This window comes from Pseudomonas sp. RIT-PI-o, from assembly GCF_001297215.1.
Classification (GTDB): Bacteria; Pseudomonadota; Gammaproteobacteria; order Pseudomonadales; family Pseudomonadaceae; genus Aquipseudomonas; species Aquipseudomonas moraviensis_A.
The window spans coordinates 15,351-38,024 of the sequence record NZ_LHPA01000027.1; the positions used below are offsets into that span (position 1 = coordinate 15,351).

Annotated in this window: 21 protein-coding genes and 1 other RNA gene; 18 read left to right on the forward strand and 4 right to left on the reverse strand. The window is 61.7% G+C overall.

Features of this window, described 5'->3' with window-relative positions:
* The gene (locus AEQ63_RS18115) at nt 1–414 is read left to right on the forward strand and encodes a ClpXP protease specificity-enhancing factor (RefSeq protein WP_016773263.1); all 414 of its coding nucleotides are present in this window, start codon (nt 1–3) and stop codon (nt 412–414) included.
* Nucleotides 415–462: 48 nt separating this feature from the next.
* Here the strand turns inward: AEQ63_RS18115 and AEQ63_RS18120 are convergent, their stop codons facing one another.
* From AEQ63_RS18120 to AEQ63_RS18135, 4 genes are all read right to left on the reverse strand, one after another.
* Nucleotides 463–1,041 carry a BON domain-containing protein gene (locus tag AEQ63_RS18120; RefSeq protein ID WP_024014250.1) on the reverse strand — a complete coding sequence of 193 codons (579 nt, stop codon included), beginning with the start codon at nt 1,039–1,041 and terminating at the stop codon, nt 463–465.
* The gene (locus AEQ63_RS18125) at nt 1,038–1,631 is read right to left on the reverse strand and encodes a phosphoheptose isomerase (RefSeq protein ID WP_042608379.1); all 594 of its coding nucleotides are present in this window, start codon (nt 1,629–1,631) and stop codon (nt 1,038–1,040) included. Before AEQ63_RS18125 ends, AEQ63_RS18120 begins: the two co-directional genes overlap by 4 nt.
* 101 nt (nt 1,632–1,732) lie before the next feature.
* Nucleotides 1,733–2,095: a YraN family protein gene (locus tag AEQ63_RS18130; protein WP_064364297.1), complete on the reverse strand. Its 363-nt coding sequence runs from the start codon at nt 2,093–2,095 to the stop codon at nt 1,733–1,735.
* On the reverse strand, nt 2,095–3,906 hold the full coding sequence (locus tag AEQ63_RS18135; protein ID WP_064364298.1) for a penicillin-binding protein activator: 1,812 nt from the start codon (nt 3,904–3,906) through the stop codon (nt 2,095–2,097). Before AEQ63_RS18135 ends, AEQ63_RS18130 begins: the two co-directional genes overlap by 1 nt.
* A 177-nt stretch (nt 3,907–4,083) precedes the next feature.
* On the opposite strand from AEQ63_RS18135, the gene rsmI reads away from it, so the two are divergent.
* From rsmI to ftsZ, 17 genes are all read left to right on the forward strand, one after another.
* Nucleotides 4,084–4,989, forward strand: coding sequence for a 16S rRNA (cytidine(1402)-2'-O)-methyltransferase (rsmI, locus tag AEQ63_RS18140; protein ID WP_161806090.1), 906 nt, complete (start codon nt 4,084–4,086; stop codon nt 4,987–4,989).
* A 73-nt stretch (nt 4,990–5,062) separates the two neighbouring features.
* Nucleotides 5,063–5,416: RNase P RNA component class A (rnpB, locus tag AEQ63_RS18145), an RNA gene on the forward strand.
* A 402-nt stretch (nt 5,417–5,818) separates the two neighbouring features.
* The gene (mraZ, locus tag AEQ63_RS18150) at nt 5,819–6,274 is read left to right on the forward strand and encodes a division/cell wall cluster transcriptional repressor MraZ (protein ID WP_007917012.1); all 456 of its coding nucleotides are present in this window, start codon (nt 5,819–5,821) and stop codon (nt 6,272–6,274) included.
* The gene (gene rsmH / locus AEQ63_RS18155) at nt 6,271–7,218 is read left to right on the forward strand and encodes a 16S rRNA (cytosine(1402)-N(4))-methyltransferase RsmH (protein WP_042608376.1); all 948 of its coding nucleotides are present in this window, start codon (nt 6,271–6,273) and stop codon (nt 7,216–7,218) included. The genes mraZ and rsmH overlap by 4 nt, the downstream gene beginning before the upstream one ends.
* Nucleotides 7,215–7,508, forward strand: a complete 294-nt coding sequence (gene ftsL, locus AEQ63_RS18160) for a cell division protein FtsL (RefSeq protein WP_064364299.1) — start codon at nt 7,215–7,217, stop codon at nt 7,506–7,508. The genes rsmH and ftsL overlap by 4 nt, the downstream gene beginning before the upstream one ends.
* Complete coding sequence (locus AEQ63_RS18165) at nt 7,508–9,247, forward strand: peptidoglycan D,D-transpeptidase FtsI family protein (RefSeq protein WP_172667898.1); 1,740 nt, start codon at nt 7,508–7,510, stop codon at nt 9,245–9,247. Before ftsL ends, AEQ63_RS18165 begins: the two co-directional genes overlap by 1 nt.
* Nucleotides 9,247–10,710 (forward strand): UDP-N-acetylmuramoyl-L-alanyl-D-glutamate--2,6-diaminopimelate ligase, encoded by a 1,464-nt coding sequence (locus AEQ63_RS18170; protein ID WP_039761379.1) that lies wholly within the window; start codon nt 9,247–9,249, stop codon nt 10,708–10,710. The genes AEQ63_RS18165 and AEQ63_RS18170 overlap by 1 nt, the downstream gene beginning before the upstream one ends.
* Nucleotides 10,703–12,070 (forward strand): UDP-N-acetylmuramoyl-tripeptide--D-alanyl-D-alanine ligase, encoded by a 1,368-nt coding sequence (locus AEQ63_RS18175; protein WP_042608374.1) that lies wholly within the window; start codon nt 10,703–10,705, stop codon nt 12,068–12,070. The genes AEQ63_RS18170 and AEQ63_RS18175 overlap by 8 nt, the downstream gene beginning before the upstream one ends.
* Nucleotides 12,070–13,152 carry a phospho-N-acetylmuramoyl-pentapeptide-transferase gene (gene mraY / locus AEQ63_RS18180; protein ID WP_016773275.1) on the forward strand — a complete coding sequence of 361 codons (1,083 nt, stop codon included), beginning with the start codon at nt 12,070–12,072 and terminating at the stop codon, nt 13,150–13,152. The genes AEQ63_RS18175 and mraY overlap by 1 nt, the downstream gene beginning before the upstream one ends.
* A gap of 5 nt (nt 13,153–13,157) precedes the next feature.
* Nucleotides 13,158–14,504, forward strand: coding sequence for a UDP-N-acetylmuramoyl-L-alanine--D-glutamate ligase (gene murD, locus AEQ63_RS18185; RefSeq protein ID WP_042608373.1), 1,347 nt, complete (start codon nt 13,158–13,160; stop codon nt 14,502–14,504).
* Nucleotides 14,501–15,718 carry a putative lipid II flippase FtsW gene (gene ftsW / locus AEQ63_RS18190; protein ID WP_016773276.1) on the forward strand — a complete coding sequence of 406 codons (1,218 nt, stop codon included), beginning with the start codon at nt 14,501–14,503 and terminating at the stop codon, nt 15,716–15,718. The genes murD and ftsW overlap by 4 nt, the downstream gene beginning before the upstream one ends.
* Nucleotides 15,708–16,778: an undecaprenyldiphospho-muramoylpentapeptide beta-N-acetylglucosaminyltransferase gene (murG, locus tag AEQ63_RS18195; RefSeq protein ID WP_064364300.1), complete on the forward strand. Its 1,071-nt coding sequence runs from the start codon at nt 15,708–15,710 to the stop codon at nt 16,776–16,778. The genes ftsW and murG overlap by 11 nt, the downstream gene beginning before the upstream one ends.
* Complete coding sequence (gene murC / locus AEQ63_RS18200) at nt 16,771–18,231, forward strand: UDP-N-acetylmuramate--L-alanine ligase (protein ID WP_042608371.1); 1,461 nt, start codon at nt 16,771–16,773, stop codon at nt 18,229–18,231. The genes murG and murC overlap by 8 nt, the downstream gene beginning before the upstream one ends.
* Complete coding sequence (locus AEQ63_RS18205; RefSeq protein ID WP_064364301.1) at nt 18,228–19,202, forward strand: D-alanine--D-alanine ligase; 975 nt, start codon at nt 18,228–18,230, stop codon at nt 19,200–19,202. Before murC ends, AEQ63_RS18205 begins: the two co-directional genes overlap by 4 nt.
* A gap of 4 nt (nt 19,203–19,206) precedes the next feature.
* Complete coding sequence (locus AEQ63_RS18210; RefSeq protein WP_039761388.1) at nt 19,207–20,073, forward strand: cell division protein FtsQ/DivIB; 867 nt, start codon at nt 19,207–19,209, stop codon at nt 20,071–20,073.
* A 15-nt stretch (nt 20,074–20,088) separates the two neighbouring features.
* The gene (gene ftsA, locus AEQ63_RS18215; protein ID WP_016773282.1) at nt 20,089–21,348 is read left to right on the forward strand and encodes a cell division protein FtsA; all 1,260 of its coding nucleotides are present in this window, start codon (nt 20,089–20,091) and stop codon (nt 21,346–21,348) included.
* A 67-nt stretch (nt 21,349–21,415) separates the two neighbouring features.
* Nucleotides 21,416–22,612: a cell division protein FtsZ gene (gene ftsZ, locus AEQ63_RS18220; protein WP_016773283.1), complete on the forward strand. Its 1,197-nt coding sequence runs from the start codon at nt 21,416–21,418 to the stop codon at nt 22,610–22,612.
* Nucleotides 22,613–22,674 lie beyond the last annotated feature (62 nt).

Here is a 22,674-nt window from a genome sequence, read left to right on the forward strand (position 1 = left end):
ATGAACTCCAGTCGACCTTATCTGGTCCGCGCGCTCTACGAGTGGATTGTGGATAACGATTGCACCCCGCACATGCTGGTCAACTCCGAGTACCCGGCGGTGCAGGTGCCACAAGGCTTTGCCAGTGACGGCCAGATCGTCCTGAACATCTCGCCGAGTGCCGTGCGTCATCTGCACATGGACAACGACGTGGTGACGTTCGAAGGCCGCTTCGGCGGTGTTCCACACAGTCTCTACGTGCCGATCAGCGCGATTCTGGGCATCTACGCCCGGGAGAACGGCCAGGGCATGGTGTTTGACCTCGAGTTGCCGATGGACGACGAGGAAGACATCGATCCGGATGACGACTCGCCGCCACCGGGCAGCGAGCCGCCGCGCCCAAGTGGCCGGCCGAGCTTGAAGGTTGTGAAATAAAAAAAGGCGATCCGTATGGATCGCCTTTTTTGTGCCTGACGTTTGCGGTCAGTCGATGTATTCGAACAGCTTCACGATCTTCTGCACACCGGATACACCCTGAACGAGATTGGTCGCCTGAGTGGCTTCCTGTTTGGTCAGCAGGCCCAGCAGGTAGACGATGCCGTTTTCGGTCACGACCTTGATGCGCGAGCCAGGAATGCTGGCATCGGTGAGCATCTGCGTCTTGATCTTGGTGGTCAGCCACGCATCGTTCTGACGGGCGAGCAGGGAGGACGGTTGCAGCACTTGCAGCTCGTTGTGGACTTTCTTCACGCGCTGCACGTTGGCGGCGGCTTGTTCAGCCTTGGCCTTAAGGTCCTCGCGTGGCGTCTGGCCGGCGAGCAGAACGACACCGTTGAAGCTGGTGATGACGATGTGTGAATCGTTGTCCAGGGCCGGGTCGGCCTTGGCGATGTTCACGCCCGCCTTGGTTTCGATCAACGAGTCGTCGATCTTGCTGCCGAAGGTGCGCGTGCCACGGTCGTCTTCGATCGGCGCTTCACGGCTGGCATTCACCACCGAAGTGCAGCCGCTGATGCCGAGGCACAGGGTCAAGGCCAGAAGGCCAAGGCGATTAGGGGTCATTCTTCACTCCCGAACAGTTGGCTGTCGATCAGATCGCAAAGGCAATGGATCGCCAGCAAGTGGACTTCCTGAATACGTGCAGTGACGTAGGCCGGGACGCGGATTTCGACGTCCTCGGGCAGCAGCAGCGACGCCATGCCGCCGCCATCGCGTCCGGTCAAAGCTACGACAATCATTTCGCGATCATGTGCGGCCTGGATCGCTTGAATAATGTTCGCCGAATTACCGCTGGTCGAAATCGCCAGCAGCACATCGCCTGGCTGGCCGAGGGCGCGGATCTGCTTGGAGAACACTTCGTTGTAGCTGTAGTCGTTGGAGATCGAGGTGATCGTCGAGGTGTCGGTGGTCAGCGCAATCGCTGGCAGGCTTGGACGCTCGCGCTCGAAGCGGTTGAGCAGTTCCGACGAGAAATGCTGAGCGTCGCCGGCCGAGCCGCCGTTGCCGCACGAGAGCATTTTGCCTTCGTTGAGCAGGGCGTTGACCATGATCTGGCTGGCTTGCTCGATGTGCGGTGCAACTACGTTCATCGCCTGTTCTTTGGTGTCGATACTGGCCTTGAAAAGCTGGCGAATTCGGGATTGCATGTCCATCTGTGTGACCTTAAGTGGCGCGGCTGTTCGGCACGTGAATGTGCAACCCGCAAAGCAAAGAGCAAAATGTGTCGGACGAAAACGGGGCAGCGTGCAGGCGGTCAACTGTCGAAAGCATTCTGCAACCAGTTCAGCTGATCGGAGTGGCTTTCGATCGCCACCACATCGAAGCGGCAGGGGGAATTGGCCCAACGCGACTCGCGCTGAAGAAAATACTGTGCTGCAAAGATCAGTTTCTGCTGCTTGCGCTCGTCGATACTGGCGAGCGCGCCACCCCATTGAGTGTTTTTTCTGTAGCGAACTTCAACGAATACTACTGTATCGCCATCAAGCATGACCAGATCAAGCTCGCCGCGTTTGCATAACCAGTTCTGCGCCAGCAGGCGCAGCCCGTGTTGTTGCAGATGTTCGAGCGCCTGGCGCTCGGCATCCTTACCGCTTTGCGAGCGTGACCTGTCGGGCATCAGCGCGGCGTGTCCGGCAGACGCTGTACCTGACCGCTGACGAACTGCGCCCAAGGCAACTGACGCACAACGCGCTGGGTCTGGGTCATGCCGAGGCTGCCCGACTGACCTTCGATGCGGCTGTCCGGCAAGGCTTTGAGCTGGCCCAGGCGTGGAGCGAGACGGTAGGCATCGGCGCCCATGGCGTACAGGCGACCAAGGCTGCCGTTGGCTTGCGGCCATTGTGCAGTGACTTGCTGGCGCAGCGGATCGCTGGTTTCCAGGAGCCATGGGGTTTCGCAGAAGCGAATGCCGTTCATGTCGTTGTACTGGTTGACGTCGCCGCTGGCGCTGTAGACGTGGGAAGTCGCGTAGACCGGCACGTCACCGGCGTACTGGAAATTCAGGGTCGGTTTGATCTGCTGGGCTTGCTGCGGCGTCGCGGCGAGGAAGATGAATTCGATGTCCTGGCGGCGCGATGGCTGGGCGGCAACGTTAGTGCCGGCAACGTTCTGCAGGCTCTTGGCGCGAGCTTCGCTCTGACGCAGCTGGAACATGTCGGCAATCTGCTGGGCCAGTTGCACCGGCTGATCAACACGCTCGGTGGCAACGATGCTGCCGCCGTTGGCTTGCCAGTCCTGGCTGAAGGCGCGCAGAACGCGATCGCCCCATTCGCCCTTCGGCACCATGATCGCAGCGCGATGTAGACCATCGGCGCGGGCGCGACGGGACACTTCACGAGCTTCGTCTTCAGCCGCCAGGCCGAACTGGAACAATTGCGCCGGGCCCTGCTCGCCTTCGCTGTAGTTCAGCGCAAGGGTGGTGATCGGCAGTTGCGGGCGAGTGCTCAGCTGTTTGACCAGGGGTTTTTCCAGCGGGCCAACCACCAGTTGCACGCCGTCAGCCTGAGCCTTGCGATAGAACTCGTCCATCGAGGTCAGTTTCGAACTGTCGTAGAACTCGATGGCAGGTGGGTTCTGCCCGGCCTGCTGCGCCTGATAATGCGCGGCCATGAAGCCTTCACGCAGTGCTTTGCCGACCGACGCCAACTGGCCGTCCTGTGGCAGCAGCAGGGCGATTTTGCTCAGTGGCTGGCTGGCCAGTTCCTTGAGTTTGGTCAGCGGCAGCGGCAGGTTGATTGCGGCTGGGTGCTTTGGATTCTGCGCGCGCCAGGTGTCGATCGCGGCTTGCTGCTGCTCCAGCGTGCCGGCGGTTTTCACCGCTTGCGCCAGCGCCATCCAGCCGCCGAGATCATCGGTGGTGTTGGGTTGCAGTTGATCGGTTGGCAGCGAGGCGATCAGGGTCCAGATCGCTTCGTGGTTCTTGCTCGCCGCTTCGCCTTCCAGCATCGGCGCGATGAACACACGCTCGCGAGCAGCGGCGAGTGTCTGGCCATCAGCTTCAAGGGCGCGGGCGTGAACAGTGCCGGTGCGGACTTGCTGCTCTTGCGGCATTTCACCGAGCTTCTGGAAGCTTGGATGGCTCAGGGCAGTCAGCGCGGCTTTCGGCTGATTGCGGGTCATGGCCAGTTCGGCGGACAGCGTGTTGGCGAAAATCTGCTGGCCTGGCTTGAGTTGCTCCACCGGCACTTGTTGCAGGATTTGCGCGGACTGGCCGGCATTGCCTTGGCGGTAAGCCTGGTCCGCCGCGCTGAGGCGCAGCAGGGCGGCTTGTTCCGGGGTCTTGGCCTGGGCCGCCTGTTCGAGCAGTTGCTCGATGCTGGCGTCCGGAGTCCGTGGAAGTTCGCCAAGGCTGGAGGAAGGGGAGCTGGCACACGCGGCCAACAAGGCAGCGAGGCAGAGGGCAGTGAACAGCCGCAGGCAAGCGATCATGTAAGTGTTCCTGATACTCGATCAAATTAGCGTGGAATTGTACCCAAGCACTGGCCGGGGCGCGATGTTACTGGTGTGAATCGGTCAATTTAGCTGGCGTAAATGTTGCGCAAGCGCACAACGGTGGGAAAAACCGCGTTTGGCTGAAGCGCATCGCAATCCTCGTGACGCGCTACAATGGCCGCTTTTACCGATCACGAGGTGTGCGCTTTGACTGCTCCAGGTCCTTTGAATTCCGCTGCTGGCTCGCTTTATGTGGTGGCGACGCCCATCGGCAACCTGGACGACATCAGCGCCCGGGCCCTGAAGATCCTCCGTGAAGTGGCGCTGATTGCGGCGGAAGACACGCGGCACTCGGCGCGTCTGATGCAGCACTTCGGTATCGGCACGCCATTGGCCGCGTGCCACGAGCACAACGAACGGGATGAGGGTAGCCGCTTTATTACCCGGTTGCTGGCGGGCGACAACGTGGCGCTGATTTCCGATGCCGGCACGCCATTGATCTCCGATCCGGGTTATCACCTGGTGCGTCAGGCCCGTGCGGCCGGCATCAATGTGGTGCCGGTGCCGGGTGCCTGCGCGTTGATTGCGGCGCTGTCGGCGGCGGGATTGCCGTCCGATCGTTTCATCTTCGAAGGCTTCCTGCCGGCCAAATCGGTCGGGCGCAAGGCGCGTCTGGAAGCGGTAAAAGAAGAACCGCGCACATTGATCTTCTATGAGGCGCCACATCGCATTCTCGAATGTTTGCAGGATATGGAAGCGGTGTTCGGTGGCGAGCGTCAGGCATTGCTGGCGCGGGAAATCACCAAAACCTTCGAAACCCTCAAAGGCCTGCCGCTCAGCGAACTGCGTGCGTTCGTCGAGTCCGACAGCAATCAGCAGCGCGGCGAGTGCGTGGTGTTGGTGGCCGGCTGGACCGCGCCAGAGTCGGAGGACGCGGTCAGCAGTGAAGCGATGCGCGTCCTCGATCTGCTGCTCGAAGAAATGCCGCTCAAGCGCGCCGCCGCACTGGCAGCGCAAATCACCGGCGAGCGCAAAAACGTGCTTTATCAGGTGGCGCTGGATAAACAGAAAGGCGTGTAAGCCGTCGCCCATGGCGTTCCTGAGGGTTTTAGCGCTTGTTCTTCCGGCGCTCTGCCGTTAACCTTCGCGGCGGAGAGTCGATCGGACAGTCGCTGCCCTCTATGAAAATTAGGGGGGGGAGGAAAGTCCGGGCTCCATAGGGCGAAGTGCCAGGTAATGCCTGGGAGGCGTGAGCCTACGGAAAGTGCCACAGAAAATAACCGCCTAAGCGCGCAAGCGCCGGTAAGGGTGAAAAGGTGCGGTAAGAGCGCACCGCACGTCTGGCAACAGTTCGTGGCTAGGTAAACCCCACTTGGAGCAAGACCAAATAGGGTCCCAAGGCGTGGCCCGCGCTGGGACCGGGTAGGTTGCTAAAGATGTCCAGTGATGGCCATCGTAGACGAATGACTGTTCAAGACAGAACCCGGCTTACAGATCGACTCTCCACCTTTTTCTTTCCCTGCTTGAAACAAAGAAGACGCGGCTGTGTAATATCAGCCGGCCTGGTCTGAAATTCCGGCAGCGGCAAACGCGGTAATAGCCTTTTCCCACCCTGCTTCAATCAACAGCCGAAGCGCATTCGTAATACCGAAAAAATCTTACTCTTAACAAACTACTTTAACTTTCGAACGCAGCTTTCAGTGCTGTATCAGGTTATTGGTCAAAACTTCACGTCAGATTCTCGTTGAGCCTCCTTTTACGTCGCTAAATCTCCGTTCTGTAAGGCTTTTCCTTTAATCCGCGCCTTGACGGTGTGGTGGGCGCATTCCTATAGTGTGCGCAAGTGGCGGAAAGTGGCATGAAGTGGGTTTTTTGAGCTCAAAACGATAAAAATTGGAGAAACGCTGACGTGTTTCGCGGAGCTAACGCTATCAGTCTCGATGCAAAGGGCCGTCTCGCCATGCCGAGCCGGTACCGTGACGAGCTCGATTCGCGTAGTTCCGGCCAATTGATCGTGACCATTGATGCCGTTGATCCGTGTCTGTGTGTCTACCCGCTCGACGAGTGGGAAATTATTGAAACCAAGTTGCGCGCACTCCCTTCGCTTCGCGAAGAGAACCGTCGGCTGCAGCGTTTATTGATTGGTAATGCCGTCGACCTCGAACTCGATGGCAGTGGTCGTTTCCTGGTTCCGCCGCGTTTGCGCGAGTACGCCAAGCTGGACAAGCGCGCGATGCTGGTCGGCCAACTGAACAAGTTCCAACTGTGGGACGAGGATGCATGGAACGCGGTATCTGCCGCTGACCTTGCTGCTATTCAACAACCGGGCGCGATGCCTGATGAACTGCGTGATTTGATCCTGTGACTATTGATAGCGGCTTTAACCACATCACCGTACTGCTTGACGAAGCCGTCGAGGCTCTCGCCGTACGTCCTGATGGCTGCTATCTGGACGGCACGTTCGGGCGCGGCGGGCACAGCCGGTTGATCCTCAGCCAGCTTGGGCCGGACGGTCGACTTATCGGATTCGACAAGGATCCACAAGCGATTGCCACCGGGCAAGCGCTAGCGGCCGAAGACGGCCGCTTTGTCGTTGTGCAGCGCAGCTTTGCCGAGCTCGGTTCGGTGGTTGCCGAACAAGGCCTGACCGGCAAGGTCAGCGGCATTCTGCTCGACCTCGGCGTGTCGTCGCCGCAACTTGACGACGCCGAGCGTGGCTTCAGCTTCCTCAATGACGGGCCGCTGGACATGCGCATGGACCCGTCCCGTGGCATCAGCGCCGCCGAATTCGTCAACACCGCGCCGGTGGAGGAAATCGCCCGGGTGTTCAAGGAATACGGTGAAGAACGTTTTTCCGGGCGCATGGCCCGTGCCGTCGCTGAGCGTCGTGACATCAAGCCATTCGAACGCACGGCCGATCTGGCCGAAGTGCTGAAAGTCGCCAACCCGGCGTGGGAAAAGGGCAAGAACCCGGCCACTCGCGCGTTCCAGGGTTTGCGCATTCACGTCAATAACGAACTGGGCGACCTGGAAGCCGGTCTCGACGCCGCCCTGGAAGCGCTGGAAATCGGCGGTCGTCTGGTGGTGATCAGCTTCCACTCGCTGGAAGACCGCATCGTCAAACTGTTCATGCGCAAGCTGGTGAAAGGCGAAGCCGACAACCTGCCGCGCAACCTGCCGGTTCGCCACGTCGCCTTCGAACCGAAAATCAAAGTCCACGGCAAAGCCCAGACGGCCTCCGACGCCGAGCTCAAAGCCAACCCACGTTCCCGTAGCGCCGTCATGCGTGTCGCGGAGAAGTTGCGGTGAGCAAGCTTTTCGCCAAGCCACTGCCCGGCGGCAGCTTTCTGATGCTGCTGCTGTTTATCGGCGTGCTGTTTTCGGCGATCGCCGTGTCGTACAGCGCGCACTGGAGCCGGCAGTTGCTCAACACCCTGTACAACGAGCTCAGCGTGCGCGACAAGGCGCAGGCCGAGTGGGGTCGGCTGATTCTCGAGCAGAGCACCTGGACTGCGCACAGCCGCATCGAAGTGCTGGCGACCGAACAACTGAAAATGCACATCCCTGGCGCGGCTGACGTGAAGATGGTGGCGCCATGATGAAACTCGAAGGCGCACTGTTCCCATGGCGCTTCCGCCTGATGGTGGCGCTGCTCGGCCTGATGGTCGCGGCGATCTGCTGGCGCATCATCGATCTGCAAGTGGTCGACCGTGACTTCCTCAAAGGGCAGGGCGACGCGCGCAGTCTGCGACACATTCCGATTCCGGCGCACCGTGGCCTGATCACCGACCGTAACGGCGAGCCTCTGGCTGTCAGTACGCCGGTGACCACGCTGTGGGCCAATGCCAAGGAAATGCAAACGGCCAAAGAGAAGTGGCCGGCTCTTGCTGCCGCGCTGGGGCAGGACCCGAAAGCCCTGAGCGAACGCCTCGAAGCCCAGGCCAACAAGGAATTCATTTATCTGGTGCGGGGGTTGACTCCCGAGCAGGGCCAGGCTGTGCTCGATCTGAAAGTGCCGGGCGTGTACGGCATCGAAGAATTCCGCCGCTTCTACCCGGCCGGTGAAGTCACCGCGCACATGGTCGGCTTTACCGACATCGACGATCACGGTCGTGAAGGCGTCGAGCTGGCCTATGACGAATGGCTGGCCGGGGTGCCGGGCAAACGACAAGTCATCAAGGATCGCCGTGGCCGGCTGATCAAGGATGTTCAGGTCACCAAGAACGCCAAGGCCGGCAAGCCCTTGGCGTTGTCGATTGATCTGCGTCTGCAATACCTGGCCAACCGTGAGCTGCGCAACGCGATCATCGAGAACGGCGCCAAGGCCGGCAGTCTGGTGATCATGGATGTGAAGACCGGCGAGATTCTGGCCATGGTCAACCAGCCGACCTACAACCCGAACAACCGTCGCAACCTGCAACCGGCGATGATGCGCAACCGCGCGATGATCGACGTGTTCGAACCGGGTTCGACCATGAAAGCCATTTCCATGAGCGCGGCGATCGAAACCGGTCGCTGGAAACCGAGCGACACCGTCGAGGTGTATCCGGGCTCGTTGCAGATCGGCAAGTACACCATCAAAGACGTGTCGAAGACCGAAGGCCCGGTGCTCGATCTGACCGGCATCCTGATCAATTCCAGTAACGTCGGCATGAGCAAGGTCGCCTTCGATATCGGCGGCGAAACCATTTTCCGTCTGGCGCAGAAAGTCGGCCTCGGTCAGGACACCGGCCTGGGCTTCCCCGGCGAACGCGTCGGCAATCTGCCGAACTATCGCGAATGGCGCAAGGCTGAAACTGCAACCTTGTCTTACGGCTACGGTATCTCCGTGACCGCAATCCAGCTGGTGCACGCGTTCTCGGCGCTGGCCAACAACGGCCGTCTCGCGCCGCTGACCCTGATCAAAACCGACAAGATGCCGCAGACCACGCAAGTGTTGCCCGAAGCCGTGGCGAAAACCATGCAGGGCATGTTGCAGCAAGTGATCGAAGCGCCGCGCGGCGTGTTCCGTGCGCAGGTTCCGGCGTACCACGTCGGCGGCAAGTCGGGTACTGCGCGCAAGACCTCGGTCGGTACCAAGGGCTACGCGGAAAACTCCTACCGTTCGCTGTTCGCCGGTTTCGGCCCGATGAGCGATCCGCGTTACGCCATCGTTGTGGTGATCGATGAACCGACCAAGGCCGGTTACTTCGGTGGTCTGGTCTCGGCGCCAGTGTTCAGCCGTGTGATGTCCGGCACCCTGCGCCTGATGAACGTGACCCCGGACAACCTGCCGACCACGCAGCAGGCCAACGCCACCCCGGTCGTTCCGCTGAAAGCCAATGGAGGGCGCGGCTGATGTCATTAAGTCTGAACAAGATATTCCCCCACGCCGGCCACGATCTGTTGATCCGTGAACTGGCGCTGGATAGCCGCAACGTGCGCGCCGGCGACCTGTTTCTCGCCGTGCCCGGCGGCCGTTTCGATGGCCGCGCGCACATTGCCGATGCCTTGCAACGCGGCGCGGCTGCCGTGGCTTATGAAGTCGAAGGCGCGACCGTGCTGCCAATCACCGACGTGCCACTGATTCCTGTGAAAGGTCTCGCGGCGCAGCTGTCGGACATCGCCGGACGTTTTTACGGTGAGCCGAGTCATCACCTGAACCTGATCGGCGTCACCGGCACCAACGGCAAGACCAGCGTGACCCAACTGGTCGCGCAGGCACTGGATCTGCTCGGTCAGCATTGCGGCATCGTCGGCACCCTCGGTTCCGGTTTTTATGGCGCGCTGGAAAGCGGCCTGCACACCACGCCGAACCCGATTGCCGTGCAAGCGACCCTGGGCGACCTGAAAAAGGCCGGCGCCAAAGCCGTGGCCATGGAAGTGTCGTCCCACGGTCTGGATCAGGGGCGGGTTACCGCGCTGGCATTCGACGTGGCAGTGATGACCAACCTGTCCCGCGATCATCTGGATTATCACGGCACCATGCAGGCGTACGCCGAGGCCAAGGCCAAGCTGTTTGCCTGGAATGACCTGAAGTGCCGGGTGGTCAACCTCGACGACGATTTCGGCCGGCAACTGGCGGCGGAGAAACGCGAGTCGCGCTTGATCACCTACAGCCTGCTCGACAGCAGCGCTTACCTGTTCTGCCGCGAAGCGCAGTTCGACGACCACGGCGTGCGCGCCACACTGGTCACGCCGCAGGGCGAACACCACCTGCGCAGCACGCTGCTCGGCCGTTTCAACCTGAGCAACGTTCTGGCCGCAGTCGGCGCCTTGCTCGGTCTGGATTACGCCCTCGACGAAATTCTCAAAGTGCTGCCGAAGCTCGAAGGCCCGGCCGGTCGCATGCAGCGTCTGGGCGGCGGTACGCAGCCGCTGGTGGTGGTCGATTACGCCCACACCCCGGATGCCCTGGAAAAAGTGCTTACCGCACTGCGCCCGCACGTCAAAGGCCAATTGCTGTGCCTGTTCGGTTGCGGCGGTGATCGCGATCGCGGCAAGCGTCCGTTGATGGCCGAAGTGGTCGAGCGTCTGGCCGATCAGGTGCTGGTTACCGATGACAACCCGCGCACCGAAGATCCTGCTGTGATTTTCGACGACATCCGCGCCGGTTTTACCGCTGTGGATAAAGTCACTTTCGTCGCCGGTCGCGGCCAGGCCATCGCGCAATTGATTGCCGGCGCGACCGCTGACGACGTGATTGTCCTGGCCGGCAAAGGTCATGAGGACTATCAGGAAATCAACGGCGTGCGCCATGCGTTTTCCGATCTGGTCGAGGCCGATCATGCCCTGACCGCGTGGGAGGTGGCCCATGCTTAAGGCCCTGACACTCAGCGAATTGACCAACGCGCTCGAAGCCCGTCTGATCGGCAACGACGCCAGTTTCAACGGCGTGAGTATCGACAGCCGCGCGATCCAGCCCGGCCAACTGTTCATTGCCCTGACTGGCCCGCGTTTCGACGGCCACGATTATCTGAATGATGTCGCTGGCAAAGGCGCCGTGGCGGCACTGGTCGAGCGCGAAGTCGCCGACAGCGCTCTGCCGCAATTGCTGGTCAAGGACACCCGTCAGGCCTTGGGCCAACTTGGCGCCTTGAATCGTGCTGCGTTCACCCAGCCAGTGGCAGCGGTGACCGGTTCCAGCGGCAAGACCACGGTCAAGGAAATGCTTGCGAGCATCCTGCGCACGCGCGGCCCGGTGCTGGCGACCCGTGGCAACCTGAACAACGACCTCGGCGTACCGCTGACCCTGATCGAACTGGCGCCGGAACACACCTCGGCTGTCATCGAACTGGGCGCCTCGCGTCTGGGCGAAATCGCCTACACCGTCGGGCTGACCAAGCCGCACGTAGCGATCCTCAACAATGCCGGCACCGCTCACGTCGGTGAGTTCGGCGGCCCGGAAAAAATCGTTGAAGCCAAAGGCGAAATCATCGAAGGCCTGGCCGCCGATGGCATCGCCGTGCTCAACCTCGATGACAAGGCTTTCGGTATCTGGAAGACCCGCGCGGCAGGCCGTCAGGTATTGACCTTCGCCCTGAGCAACAGCGAGGCGAATTTCCATGCCAGTGATCTGGCCACCGATGCTCGGGGCTGCCCGGCGTTCAATCTGCACACGCCGGAAGGCAGCGAGCGCGTGCAACTGAACCTGCTCGGTACCCACAACGTCGCCAATGCTTTGGCCGCCGCCGCTGCTGCTCACGCCTTGGGCGTGTCGCTGTTCGGCATCGCCACCGGGCTCGGCGCGGTGCAACCGGTCAAGGGACGTACCGTCGCGCAACTGGCGAAAAACGGCATGCGCGTGATCGACGACACCTACAACGCAAACCCCACCTCGATGTGCGCGGCCGTTGATATACTCGCCGGCTTTTCCGGCCGCACCGTCCTGGTGCTCGGGGATATCGGCGAGTTGGGCGACTGGGCGGAGCAGGGGCACCGCGACGTGGGCGAGTACGCCCGAGGCAAGGTTTCCGCGCTTTACGCAGTCGGGCCGAACATGGTCCACGCCGTAAACGCTTTCGGTGAGCAGGCGCAGCACTTCGGCACACAGGCCGAGCTGATCCAGGCCCTCGCCGCCGAGCAGGACACAAACACCACCATTTTGATCAAGGGTTCGCGCAGCGCAGCGATGGAAAACATCGTTGCGGCTCTGTGCGGGTCCAGTCTGGAGAAACATTAATGCTGCTGCTGCTAGCGGAGTATCTGCAACAGTTCTACAAAGGCTTCGCGGTCTTTCAGTACCTGACCCTGCGCGGGATTCTCGGTGTGCTGACCGCGCTGGTTTTGTCGCTGTGCTATGGCCCGTGGATGATCCGTACTCTGCAGAACCGTCAGATCGGCCAATCGGTACGCAATGACGGCCCGCAATCGCATCTGTCCAAATCCGGCACGCCGACCATGGGTGGCGCGCTGATTCTGTCGTCGATCGGCGTCAGCACCTTGCTCTGGGCTGACCTGAGCAACCGCTACGTCTGGGTGGTGCTGCTGGTGACCCTGCTGTTCGGCGCCATCGGCTGGGTCGACGATTACCGCAAAGTCATCGAGAAAAACTCCCGTGGCCTGCCGAGCCGCTGGAAATACTTCTGGCAGTCGGTGTTCGGCCTCGGCGCGGCGATCTTCCTTTATATGACCGCCGCAACGCCGGTGGAAACCACGCTGATCCTGCCGATGCTCAAGGACTACAGCATTCCGCTGGGCGCCGGCTTCATCGTGCTGACCTACTTCGTGATTGTCGGTTCGAGCAACGCGGTCAACCTGACTGACGGCCTCGACGGTCTGGCGATCATGCCGACGGTGATGGTCGGCGGCGGCCTGGGGATTTTCTGCTACCTGTCGGGCAACGTGAAATTCGCCGAATACCTGCTGATTCCCTACGTGCCGGGCGCGGGCGAACTGATCGTGTTCTGCGGTGCGCTGATTGGTGCCGGCCTCGGTTTCCTCTGGTTCAACACCTATCCGGCGCAAGTGTTCATGGGCGACGTCGGTGCACTGGCACTCGGCGCGGCGCTGGGCACCATCGCCGTGATCGTGCGCCAGGAAATCGTCCTGTTCATCATGGGCGGCGTGTTCGTGATGGAAACCCTGTCAGTGGTCATTCAGGTTGCCTCCTTTAAGCTGACCGGTCGCCGCGTGTTCCGCATGGCGCCGATACACCACCACTTTGAACTCAAGGGCTGGCCCGAGCCGCGCGTGATCGTCCGTTTCTGGATCATCACCGTTATTCTTGTCCTGGTCGGCCTTGCCACCCTGAAGCTGAGGTAGAACGAGTGTCTCTGATCGCTTCTGACCACTTCCGCATCGTTGTCGGCCTCGGCAAGAGCGGCATGTCCCTGGTTCGCTTCCTGGCGAACCGGGGCACGTCGTTTGCCGTGGCCGACACGCGGGAAAATCCACCGGAACTGGCCACGCTCAAGCGTGACTATCCGCACGTGGAAGTGCGTTGTGGCGAGCTGGACGTCGAATTCCTCTGCCGTGCCGACGAGCTCTACGTGAGTCCCGGCCTGGCGCTGGCGACCCCAGCCCTGCAAGCCGCCGCGGCCCGTGGCGTGAAAATGTCCGGCGACATCGAGCTGTTCGCGCGTAACGCGCGGGCGCCGATCGTCGCAATCACCGGTTCCAACGCGAAAAGCACCGTGACCACGCTGGTCGGCGAGATGGCGGCTGCGGCCGGCAAGCGCGTCGCTGTTGGCGGCAACCTCGGCACCCCGGCGCTGGACCTGCTCAGCGACGACGTCGAGCTGTACGTGATGGAGCTGTCGAGTTTTCAGCTGGAAACCACCGACCAGCTCAACGCCGAAGTCGCCACCGTGCTGAACATCAGCGAAGACCACATGGATCGCTACAGCGGTCTGCCGGCGTATCACCTGGCCAAGCACCGGATCTTCCGTGGCGCGAAGCAGTTCGTGGTCAATCGTCAGGATGCCCTCAGCCGCCCATTGATCGGCGAAGGCCAGCCTTGCTGGACCTTCGGCCTGAGCAAACCGGATTTCAAAGCGTTCGGTATCCGCGAAGAAGATGGCGAGAAGTATCTGGCCTTCGAATTCCAGAACCTGCTGCCGGTGCGTGAGTTGAAAGTTCGCGGCGCACATAACCAGTCCAACGCTCTTGCAGCCTTGGCATTGGGTCACGCCGTCGGCCTGCCGTTCGACGCCATGCTCTCGGCACTGCGCACGTTTACCGGACTCGAACACCGCTGCCAGTGGGTGCGTGATCTCGACGGCGTGGCCTACTACAACGATTCCAAAGCCACCAACGTTGGCGCCGCGCTGGCTGCCATCGAAGGCCTGGGTGCGGACATCGACGGCAAGGTCATCCTGATCGCCGGCGGTGACGGCAAGGGCGCCGAATTCAACGATCTGCGCGATCCGGTCGCCGCCAATTGCCGCGCCGTGGTGCTGATGGGCCGCGACTCGGACAAGATCGGCGAAGCCATTGGCGATGCCGTGCCGTTGATCCGCGCGACCTCGCTGGTCGACGCCGTCGAGCAATGCCGCGCCGCTGCCCAGCCGGGTGACGTGGTGCTGCTGTCGCCGGCCTGCGCCAGTTTCGACATGTTCAAGAATTACGAAGACCGTGGTCACCAGTTCGTCCGCGCTGTGGAGGAACTGGCATGAACCTGAGAAACATCATCAAGCCGTACCCGTCGCCGCTGATCACCGGGCGTGGCATCGACCTCGATTTCCCGATGCTCGCCGGGTGCCTGGCGCTGCTCGGCCTGGGCCTGATCATGATTGCCTCGGCGTCCACCGAAGTGGCGGCGGCGCAGTCGGGCAGTCCGCTGTATTACATGATTCGCCACCTTATTTATGTGGTGCTGGGTCTGGGCGCGTGCATCGTCACCATGATGATCCCGATCGCCACCTGGCAGCGCCTCGGCTGGATGATGCTGATCGGTGCGTTCGGCCTGCTGGTGATGGTGATCATCCCCGGCATCGGACGAGAAGTGAACGGTTCGATGCGCTGGATCGGTTTCAGCTTCTTCAACGTGCAGCCGTCGGAAATCGCCAAGGTGTTCGTGGTGATCTACCTCGCCGGCTATCTGGTGCGCCGGCAGAAAGAAGTGCGCGAGAGCTGGATGGGCTTCTTCAAGCCGTTCATTGTCCTGCTGCCGATGGCCGGTCTGTTGCTCATGGAGCCGGACTTCGGTGCCACCGTGGTAATGATGGGCGCGGCGGCGGCGATGCTGTTTCTTGGCGGGGTCGGACTGTTCCGTTTCTCGCTAATGGTGGTGCTGGCGGTCGGCGCAGTGGTGTTGCTGATCCAGATGCAGCCCTATCGAATGGCGCGTCTGACCAACTTCGCCGACCCGTGGGCCGACCAGTTCGGCGCCGGTTATCAACTGTCGCAAGCCTTGATCGCCTTCGGCCGCGGCGAGTGGCTGGGCGTCGGCCTGGGCAACAGTGTGCAGAAGCAGTTCTACCTGCCGGAAGCGCACACCGACTTCGTGTTCTCGGTCCTCGCCGAAGAGCTCGGTGCGGTCGGTTCGCTGTGCACTGTCGCGCTGTTCGTGTTCGTGTGTATTCGCGGCATGTACATCGGCCTGTGGGCGGAGAAAGCCAAACAGTTCTTCGCCGCTTATGTGGCGTACGGCTTGTCGTTCCTGTGGATCGGTCAGTTCCTGATCAACATCGGGGTGAACGTCGGCCTGCTGCCAACCAAGGGCCTGACCTTGCCGTTCCTCAGTTACGGCGGCAGCTCGCTGGTGATCTGCTGCGCCTGTCTGGGCCTGTTGCTGCGCATCGAGTGGGAGAGTCGAACCCACCTGGGCAGCGAAGAGATGGAATTCCAGGAGAGCGACTTCGCCGAGGAGCCGACTCATGGGCGCTAACGTACTGATCATGGCCGGCGGTACCGGCGGCCACGTGTTCCCGGCGCTGGCCTGTGCCCGCGAGTTTCAGGCGCGCGGCTATACCGTGCACTGGCTCGGCACACCACGCGGCATCGAAAACGAACTGGTCCCGGCGGCAGGGCTTGAACTGCACCGGATCAACGCCAGCGGTCTGCGCGGCAAGGGCAAGCTGTCGCTGCTCAAGGCGCCTTTGATGCTGCTGAAATCGGTGTGGCAGGCGCGGGCGGTCATGCGCCGCTTGAAGCCCGTATGCGTCGTCGGTTTCGGCGGTTATGTGACTGGCCCTGGTGGCCTTGCCGCGAAACTGGCTGGCGTGCCGGTGATCGTTCATGAGCAGAACGCTGTCGCCGGCACCGCCAATCGGTTGCTGGTGCCGTTCGCCGCCCGAGTGTGTGAAGCGTTCCCCGACACCTTTACTCTGTCGGACAGCCGCCGTACCACCGGTAATCCGGTGCGCAGCGAGCTGTTCCTCGAGACATCGCGACCGGCGCTGGCCGGGCGCAGAGCGCGTTTGCTGATCCTTGGCGGCAGCCTGGGCGCAGAACCGTTGAACAAATTGCTGCCTGAAGCCCTGGCCCAAGTCGCTGCCGACCTGCGCCCGGAAGTGTTCCATCAGGCCGGCAAAAATCACGATGAAGTGACTGCCGAGCGTTACCGCGCCGCGGGCGTGGAAGCGCAGGTGCAGCCGTTCATCAAAGACATGGCCCAGGCCTATGGCTGGGCTGACCTGGTGGTGTGCCGCGCCGGCGCGCTGACCATCAGTGAGCTGGCGGCCGCCGGTCTGCCCTCGATGCTGGTGCCCTTGCCCCACGCGATCGACGATCACCAGACCCGCAACGCCGATTATTTGGCCCGCGAAGGCGCTGCCTTCCTGATGCCACAAAGAACGACTGGTGCCGCGGATCTTGCCGCGCGCCTGACAGAGGTCTTGATGCAACCGCAACGACTCGAAGCAATGGCCCAAGCGGCCCGCCGACTGGCCAAACCCGATGCCACCCGTAGCGTGGTCGATACCTGTCTGGAGGTGGCCCATGGTTGAGAATCAGAAAGCCATGCCACAACCGGAAATGCGCCGCATCCGGCGCATCCACTTCGTCGGCATCGGCGGCGTGGGCATGTGCGGTATCGCTGAAGTGTTGTTGAACCTGGGCTATCAAGTCTCCGGTTCCGACCTGAAAGCGTCGCCGGTCACCGAGCGCCTGGAAACCTTCGGCGCGCAGATCTTCATCGGTCACCGTGCCGAGAACGCCGCTACCGCCGACGTGCTGGTGGTGTCGAGCGCAGTGAACACCTCCAACCCGGAAGTCGCGACCGCCCTTGAGCGCCGCATTCCAGTGGTACCGCGCGCAGAAATGCTCGCCGAGCTGATGCGCTATCGCCACGGCATCGCCGTCGCCGGTACCCACGGCAAAACCACCACCACCAGCCTGATCGCTTCGGTGTTCGCGGCCGGGGGGCTGGATCCGACGTTCGTGATCGGTGGTCGTCTGAATGCAGCGGGCACCAACGCTCAGCTCGGCACCAGCCGTTACCTGATCGCCGAAGCCGACGAAAGCGATGCGAGCTTCCTGCACCTGCAGCCGCTGGTGGCCGTGGTCACCAATATCGACGCCGACCACATGGCGACCTACGACGGTGACTTCAACAAACTGAAGAAAACCTTCGTCGAATTCCTGCACAACCTGCCGTTCTACGGTTTGGCGGTGATGTGCCTGGACGATCCGGTGGTGCGGGAGATCCTGCCGCTGGTGAAACGTCCGACCGTGACCTATGGCTTCAGCGAAGACGCCGATGTGCGCGCAATCAATGTGCGTCAGCAGGGCATGCAGACCTTCTTTACCGTGCTGCGCCCGGATCGCGAGCCGCTCGACGTGTCGGTGAACATGCCCGGCAATCACAACGTGCTCAACTCGCTGGCGACCATCTGCATCGCCACCGACGAAGGCGTCAGCGATGAAGCGATTGTCCAGGGCCTGTCAGGCTTCCAGGGTGTCGGTCGGCGCTTCCAGGTCTACGGCGAACTGCCGGTGGACGGCGGCAACGTGATGCTCGTCGACGACTACGGCCACCACCCGACCGAAGTCGCTGCGGTGATCAAAGCCGTGCGCGGTGGCTGGCCGGAGCGTCGTCTGGTGATGGTTTACCAGCCGCACCGTTACAGCCGCACCCGCGATCTGTACGACGACTTCGTCAATGTGCTGGCCGATGCCAACGTGCTGCTGCTGATGGAAGTCTATCCGGCAGGCGAAGAGCCGATCCCGGGCGCCGACAGCCGCAAACTGTGCAACAGCATCCGCCAGCGCGGTCAGCTCGACCCGATCTACATCGAGCGTGGTGTCGATCTGGCGCCGCTGGTCAAGCCGCTGCTGCGTGCCGGCGACATTCTGTTGTGCCAGGGCGCCGGTGATATCGGCGGTCTCGCACCGAAACTGTTGAAAAGTGAGTTGTTCGCCGGCGCCGTGGCGGCGTCGGTCGAGGGGAAGTTGAAATGACTGCTGCCTACGCCAAGCTGTTTTCCACGATCGCGCCGAAAGACTTCGGCCGCGTCGCCGTGCTCTTCGGCGGCCTGAGTGCCGAGCGTGAGGTGTCGCTGAAATCCGGTAACGCCGTGCTTGAGGCGCTGCAAAGCGCTGGCGTGGATGCGTTCGGTATCGATGTGGGCGAAGACTTCCTGCAGCGTCTGCTCAGCGAAAAGATCGACCGCGCGTTCATCATTCTCCACGGTCGCGGCGGTGAAGACGGCAGCATGCAGGGCCTGCTCGAGTGCGCGGGCATCCCGTACACCGGCAGCGGCATTCTTGCTTCCGCACTGGCGATGGACAAGCTGCGCACCAAGCAGGTCTGGCACAGCCTCGGGATTCCGACGCCACGTCACGCCGTGCTGTGCAGCGAAGCCGATTGTATTTCGGCAGCGACGGAACTGGGCTTGCCTTTGATCGTCAAACCGGCGCATGAAGGTTCAAGTATCGGGATGGCCAAAGTGAATTCTGCGTCCGAGTTGATCGACGCATGGAAAGCGGCCAGTACCTACGATTCGCAAGTGTTGGTCGAGCAATGGATTCAAGGTCCGGAGTTCACCATCGCCACCCTGCGTGACCAGGTGTTGCCTCCTATCGCCCTGGGTACACCGCACACATTTTACGACTACGACGCCAAGTACATCGCCAACGATACCCAGTACCGCATTCCGTGCGGACTGGACGCGGCCAAGGAACAGGAACTCATGGAGCTCACGGCCAAGGCCTGTGAGGCGCTGGGTATCGCCGGTTGGGGCCGGGCGGACGTGATGCAGGACGCCGACGGGCAGTTCTGGTTCCTTGAAGTCAATACCGCACCGGGCATGACCGATCACAGCCTGGTGCCGATGGCGGCGCGGGCTGCCGGTCTGGATTTCCAGCAACTGGTTCTGGCCATTCTGGCCGCCAGCGTTGAAGGCGCAGGCGCAACAGAGGCGCGAGGTTAAGACCATGCAAGGCGCTCATCTCAGACATCAGCCACCCGCACCCGGCCGCAAGCCGGTGCCGCGGGGTGCCAGCCGAATGGTGGCGAAAGAGCCGATGTCCGCGCGCCTGCCGAAAGCCAATTTCAGTTTTCTGAAAAGCCTGTTCTGGCCGGTGCTGCTGGTGGCACTGGGCTTTGGCACCTACGAAGGTGCGCAGCGTTTGCTGCCGTATGCCGACCGGCCGATCAGCAAGATCGCGGTGCAGGGCGACTTGAGTTACATCAGCCAGCAGGCGGTGCAGCAGCGGATCGCACCGTTCGTGGCGTCGAGCTTCTTCACCATCGACCTCGCCGGTATGCGTACCGAGCTTGAGCAGATGCCGTGGATCGCCCACGCCGAAGTGCGCCGGGTATGGCCGGACCAAGTGGTGATCCGCCTCGAAGAACAATTGCCGGTGGCGCGCTGGGGCGACGAGTCGCTGCTCAACAACCAGGGCCAGGCGTTCACGCCCAAGGAACTGGCGAACTACGAACACCTGCCGCAGCTGTTCGGCCCACAACGGGCTCAGCAGCAGGTGATGCAGCAGTATCAGGTGTTGAGCCAGATGCTGCGGCCGCTGGGTTTTTCGATTGCACGCCTGGAATTGCGTGAACGCGGCAGCTGGTTCCTGACCACCGGTGCCGGCAGTTCCGGCCCCGGCATCGAGTTGCTGCTGGGACGCGGCAACCTGGTGGAAAAGATGCGCCGCTTCATCGCCATCTATGACAAGACGCTGAAAGAGCAGATTACGAACATTGCGCGCATCGATCTGCGCTACGCCAACGGCCTTGCTGTTGGCTGGCGGGAACCCGTAGCGCCGACGACAGCCCAACCCGCTGTCGCAAAGAATTAAGAAGAGGCAGGACCCATGGCAAACGTGCAAAGCGGCAAAATGATCGTCGGTCTGGATATCGGCACCTCCAAAGTGGTGGCGCTGGTAGGCGAGGTCGCGGACGACGGCCAGCTGGAAATCGTCGGGATCGGCACACATCCGTCCCGCGGCCTGAAGAAGGGCGTGGTGGTCAACATCGAATCCACCGTGCAGTCGATCCAGCGTGCGATCGAAGAAGCCCAACTGATGGCCGGCTGCCGCATTCACTCGGCGTTCGTCGGCGTGGCCGGCAATCACATTCGCAGCCTGAACTCCCACGGCATCGTCGCGATCCGTGATCGCGAAGTCAGCTCGGCCGACCTTGAGCGCGTGCTCGACGCCGCCCAGGCCGTGGCGATTCCGGCTGACCAGCGCGTGCTGCACACCCTGCCGCAGGATTACGTGATCGATAACCAGGAAGGCGTGCGCGAGCCGCTGGGCATGTCCGGCGTGCGTCTGGAAGCCAAGGTTCACGTGGTCACCTGCGCCGTCAACGCCGCACAGAACATTGAAAAATGCGTGCGTCGCTGCGGTCTGGAAATCGACGACATCATTCTCGAGCAACTGGCTTCGGCCTACTCGGTGCTGACCGACGACGAGAAAGAACTGGGCGTGTGCCTGGTCGACATCGGCGGCGGCACTACCGACATCGCGATCTTCACCGAAGGCGCGATCCGTCACACCGCGGTGATCCCGATTGCCGGTGATCAGGTGACCAACGACATCGCCATGGCGTTGCGCACCCCGACCCAGTACGCCGAAGAAATCAAGATCCGCTATGCCTGCGCCCTGGCGAAACTGGCCGGTGCCGGCGAAACCATCAAGGTGCCGAGCGTCGGCGACCGTCCACCGCGCGAACTGTCGCGTCAGGCCCTGGCCGAAGTGGTCGAGCCGCGTTACGACGAACTGTTCACCCTGATTCAGGCCGAGCTGCGTCGCAGCGGCTACGAAGACCTGATTCCGGCGGGCATCGTGCTCACCGGCGGTACATCGAAAATGGAAGGCGCGACCGAACTGGCCGAAGAAATCTTCCACATGCCGGTACGCCTCGGCGTGCCGCATGGCGTGAAAGGTCTGGATGACGTAGTGCGCAACCCGATTTATTCCACTGGCGTCGGTTTGTTGATGTACGGCCTGCAAAAGCAGTCCGACGGAGTTTCGTTCTCCGGCATCGGCAGCCGCGACAGCTACAGCAGCGAAGAGCCTCAGGCGCCGCTGCTGGACCGCTTGAAAAAATGGGTCCAGGGCAATTTTTAAAGCTTTACCGCAACACCGCTACAAACAGCAGTAGGCGAAAAAACTAGAGAATGTAAGGAGAGGGAAAATGTTCGAACTCGTAGACAACATCCCCGCAAGCCCGGTAATCAAAGTTATCGGTGTCGGCGGTGGCGGCGGCAACGCTGTCAATCACATGGTCAAGAGCAACATCGAAGGCGTTGAGTTCATCTGCGCCAACACCGATGCTCAAGCGCTGAAAAACATCGGCGCGCGGACCATCCTGCAACTGGGCACTGGCGTGACCAAAGGCCTGGGCGCTGGCGCCAATCCTGAAGTCGGCCGTCAAGCCGCTCTGGAAGACCGCGAGCGCATCGCTGAAGTGCTGGCCGGCACCAACATGGTGTTCATCACCACTGGCATGGGCGGCGGTACCGGTACCGGTGCGGCGCCGATCATCGCTGAAGTGGCCAAGGAAATGGGCATCCTGACCGTTGCGGTCGTGACCCGTCCGTTCCCGTTCGAAGGCCGCAAGCGTATGCAGATCGCCGACGAAGGCATCCGCATGCTCTCGGAAAGCGTCGACTCGCTGATCACCATTCCGAACGAAAAACTGCTGACCATCCTCGGCAAGGACGCCAGCCTGCTGTCGGCTTTCGCCAAGGCTGACGATGTTCTGGCCGGTGCCGTTCGCGGTATCTCCGACATCATCAAGCGTCCGGGCATGATCAACGTCGACTTCGCCGACGTACGTACCGTGATGAGCGAAATGGGCATGGCGATGATGGGCACTGGCTGCGCCAGCGGTCCGAACCGTGCACGTGAAGCCACCGAAGCGGCAATCCGCAACCCGCTGCTGGAAGACGTCAACCTGCAAGGCGCACGCGGCATTCTGGTGAACATCACCGCCGGTCCTGACCTGTCCCTGGGTGAGTACTCCGACGTCGGTTCGATCATCGAAGCCTTCGCTTCCGAGCACGCGATGGTCAAGGTCGGTACCGTTATCGATCCGGACATGCGCGACGAGCTGCACGTGACTGTGGTTGCCACCGGTCTGGGCGCGAAGATCGAGAAGCCTGTGAAGGTTATCGACAACACCGTTCACACCTCCATGGCTTCGGCTCAGGTGCAACAACCGGCTCCGGCCCGTCAGGAGCAGCCTGCGGTGAACTACCGTGATCTGGACCGTCCGACCGTCATGCGCAACCAGGCTCAGGCCGGTGCTGCGGCTGCCGCGAAGATGAATCCGCAGGATGACCTGGACTACCTGGACATTCCGGCATTCCTGCGTCGTCAGGCCGATTGATGGAATGTATCAGGGCTATGAAGGTGATTGGTGTTCAGCAAAGGCATGGTCTGCTATCATCG

Coding starts and splice junctions, on each gene's coding strand:
- AEQ63_RS18115 (WP_016773263.1), top strand. CDS start 1: ATGAACTCCAGTCGACCTTATCTGGTCCGCGCGCTCTACGAGTGGATT.
- AEQ63_RS18120 (WP_024014250.1), bottom strand. CDS start 1,041: ATGACCCCTAATCGCCTTGGCCTTCTGGCCTTGACCCTGTGCCTCGGC.
- AEQ63_RS18125 (WP_042608379.1), bottom strand. CDS start 1,631: ATGGACATGCAATCCCGAATTCGCCAGCTTTTCAAGGCCAGTATCGAC.
- AEQ63_RS18130 (WP_064364297.1), bottom strand. CDS start 2,095: ATGCCCGACAGGTCACGCTCGCAAAGCGGTAAGGATGCCGAGCGCCAG.
- AEQ63_RS18135 (WP_064364298.1), bottom strand. CDS start 3,906: ATGATCGCTTGCCTGCGGCTGTTCACTGCCCTCTGCCTCGCTGCCTTG.
- rsmI (WP_161806090.1), top strand. CDS start 4,084: ATGGCCGCTTTTACCGATCACGAGGTGTGCGCTTTGACTGCTCCAGGT.
- AEQ63_RS18165 (WP_172667898.1), top strand. CDS start 7,508: ATGAAACTCGAAGGCGCACTGTTCCCATGGCGCTTCCGCCTGATGGTG.
- AEQ63_RS18170 (WP_039761379.1), top strand. CDS start 9,247: ATGTCATTAAGTCTGAACAAGATATTCCCCCACGCCGGCCACGATCTG.
- AEQ63_RS18175 (WP_042608374.1), top strand. CDS start 10,703: ATGCTTAAGGCCCTGACACTCAGCGAATTGACCAACGCGCTCGAAGCC.
- mraY (WP_016773275.1), top strand. CDS start 12,070: ATGCTGCTGCTGCTAGCGGAGTATCTGCAACAGTTCTACAAAGGCTTC.
- ftsW (WP_016773276.1), top strand. CDS start 14,501: ATGAACCTGAGAAACATCATCAAGCCGTACCCGTCGCCGCTGATCACC.
- murG (WP_064364300.1), top strand. CDS start 15,708: ATGGGCGCTAACGTACTGATCATGGCCGGCGGTACCGGCGGCCACGTG.
- murC (WP_042608371.1), top strand. CDS start 16,771: ATGGTTGAGAATCAGAAAGCCATGCCACAACCGGAAATGCGCCGCATC.
- AEQ63_RS18205 (WP_064364301.1), top strand. CDS start 18,228: ATGACTGCTGCCTACGCCAAGCTGTTTTCCACGATCGCGCCGAAAGAC.
- AEQ63_RS18210 (WP_039761388.1), top strand. CDS start 19,207: ATGCAAGGCGCTCATCTCAGACATCAGCCACCCGCACCCGGCCGCAAG.
- ftsA (WP_016773282.1), top strand. CDS start 20,089: ATGGCAAACGTGCAAAGCGGCAAAATGATCGTCGGTCTGGATATCGGC.
- ftsZ (WP_016773283.1), top strand. CDS start 21,416: ATGTTCGAACTCGTAGACAACATCCCCGCAAGCCCGGTAATCAAAGTT.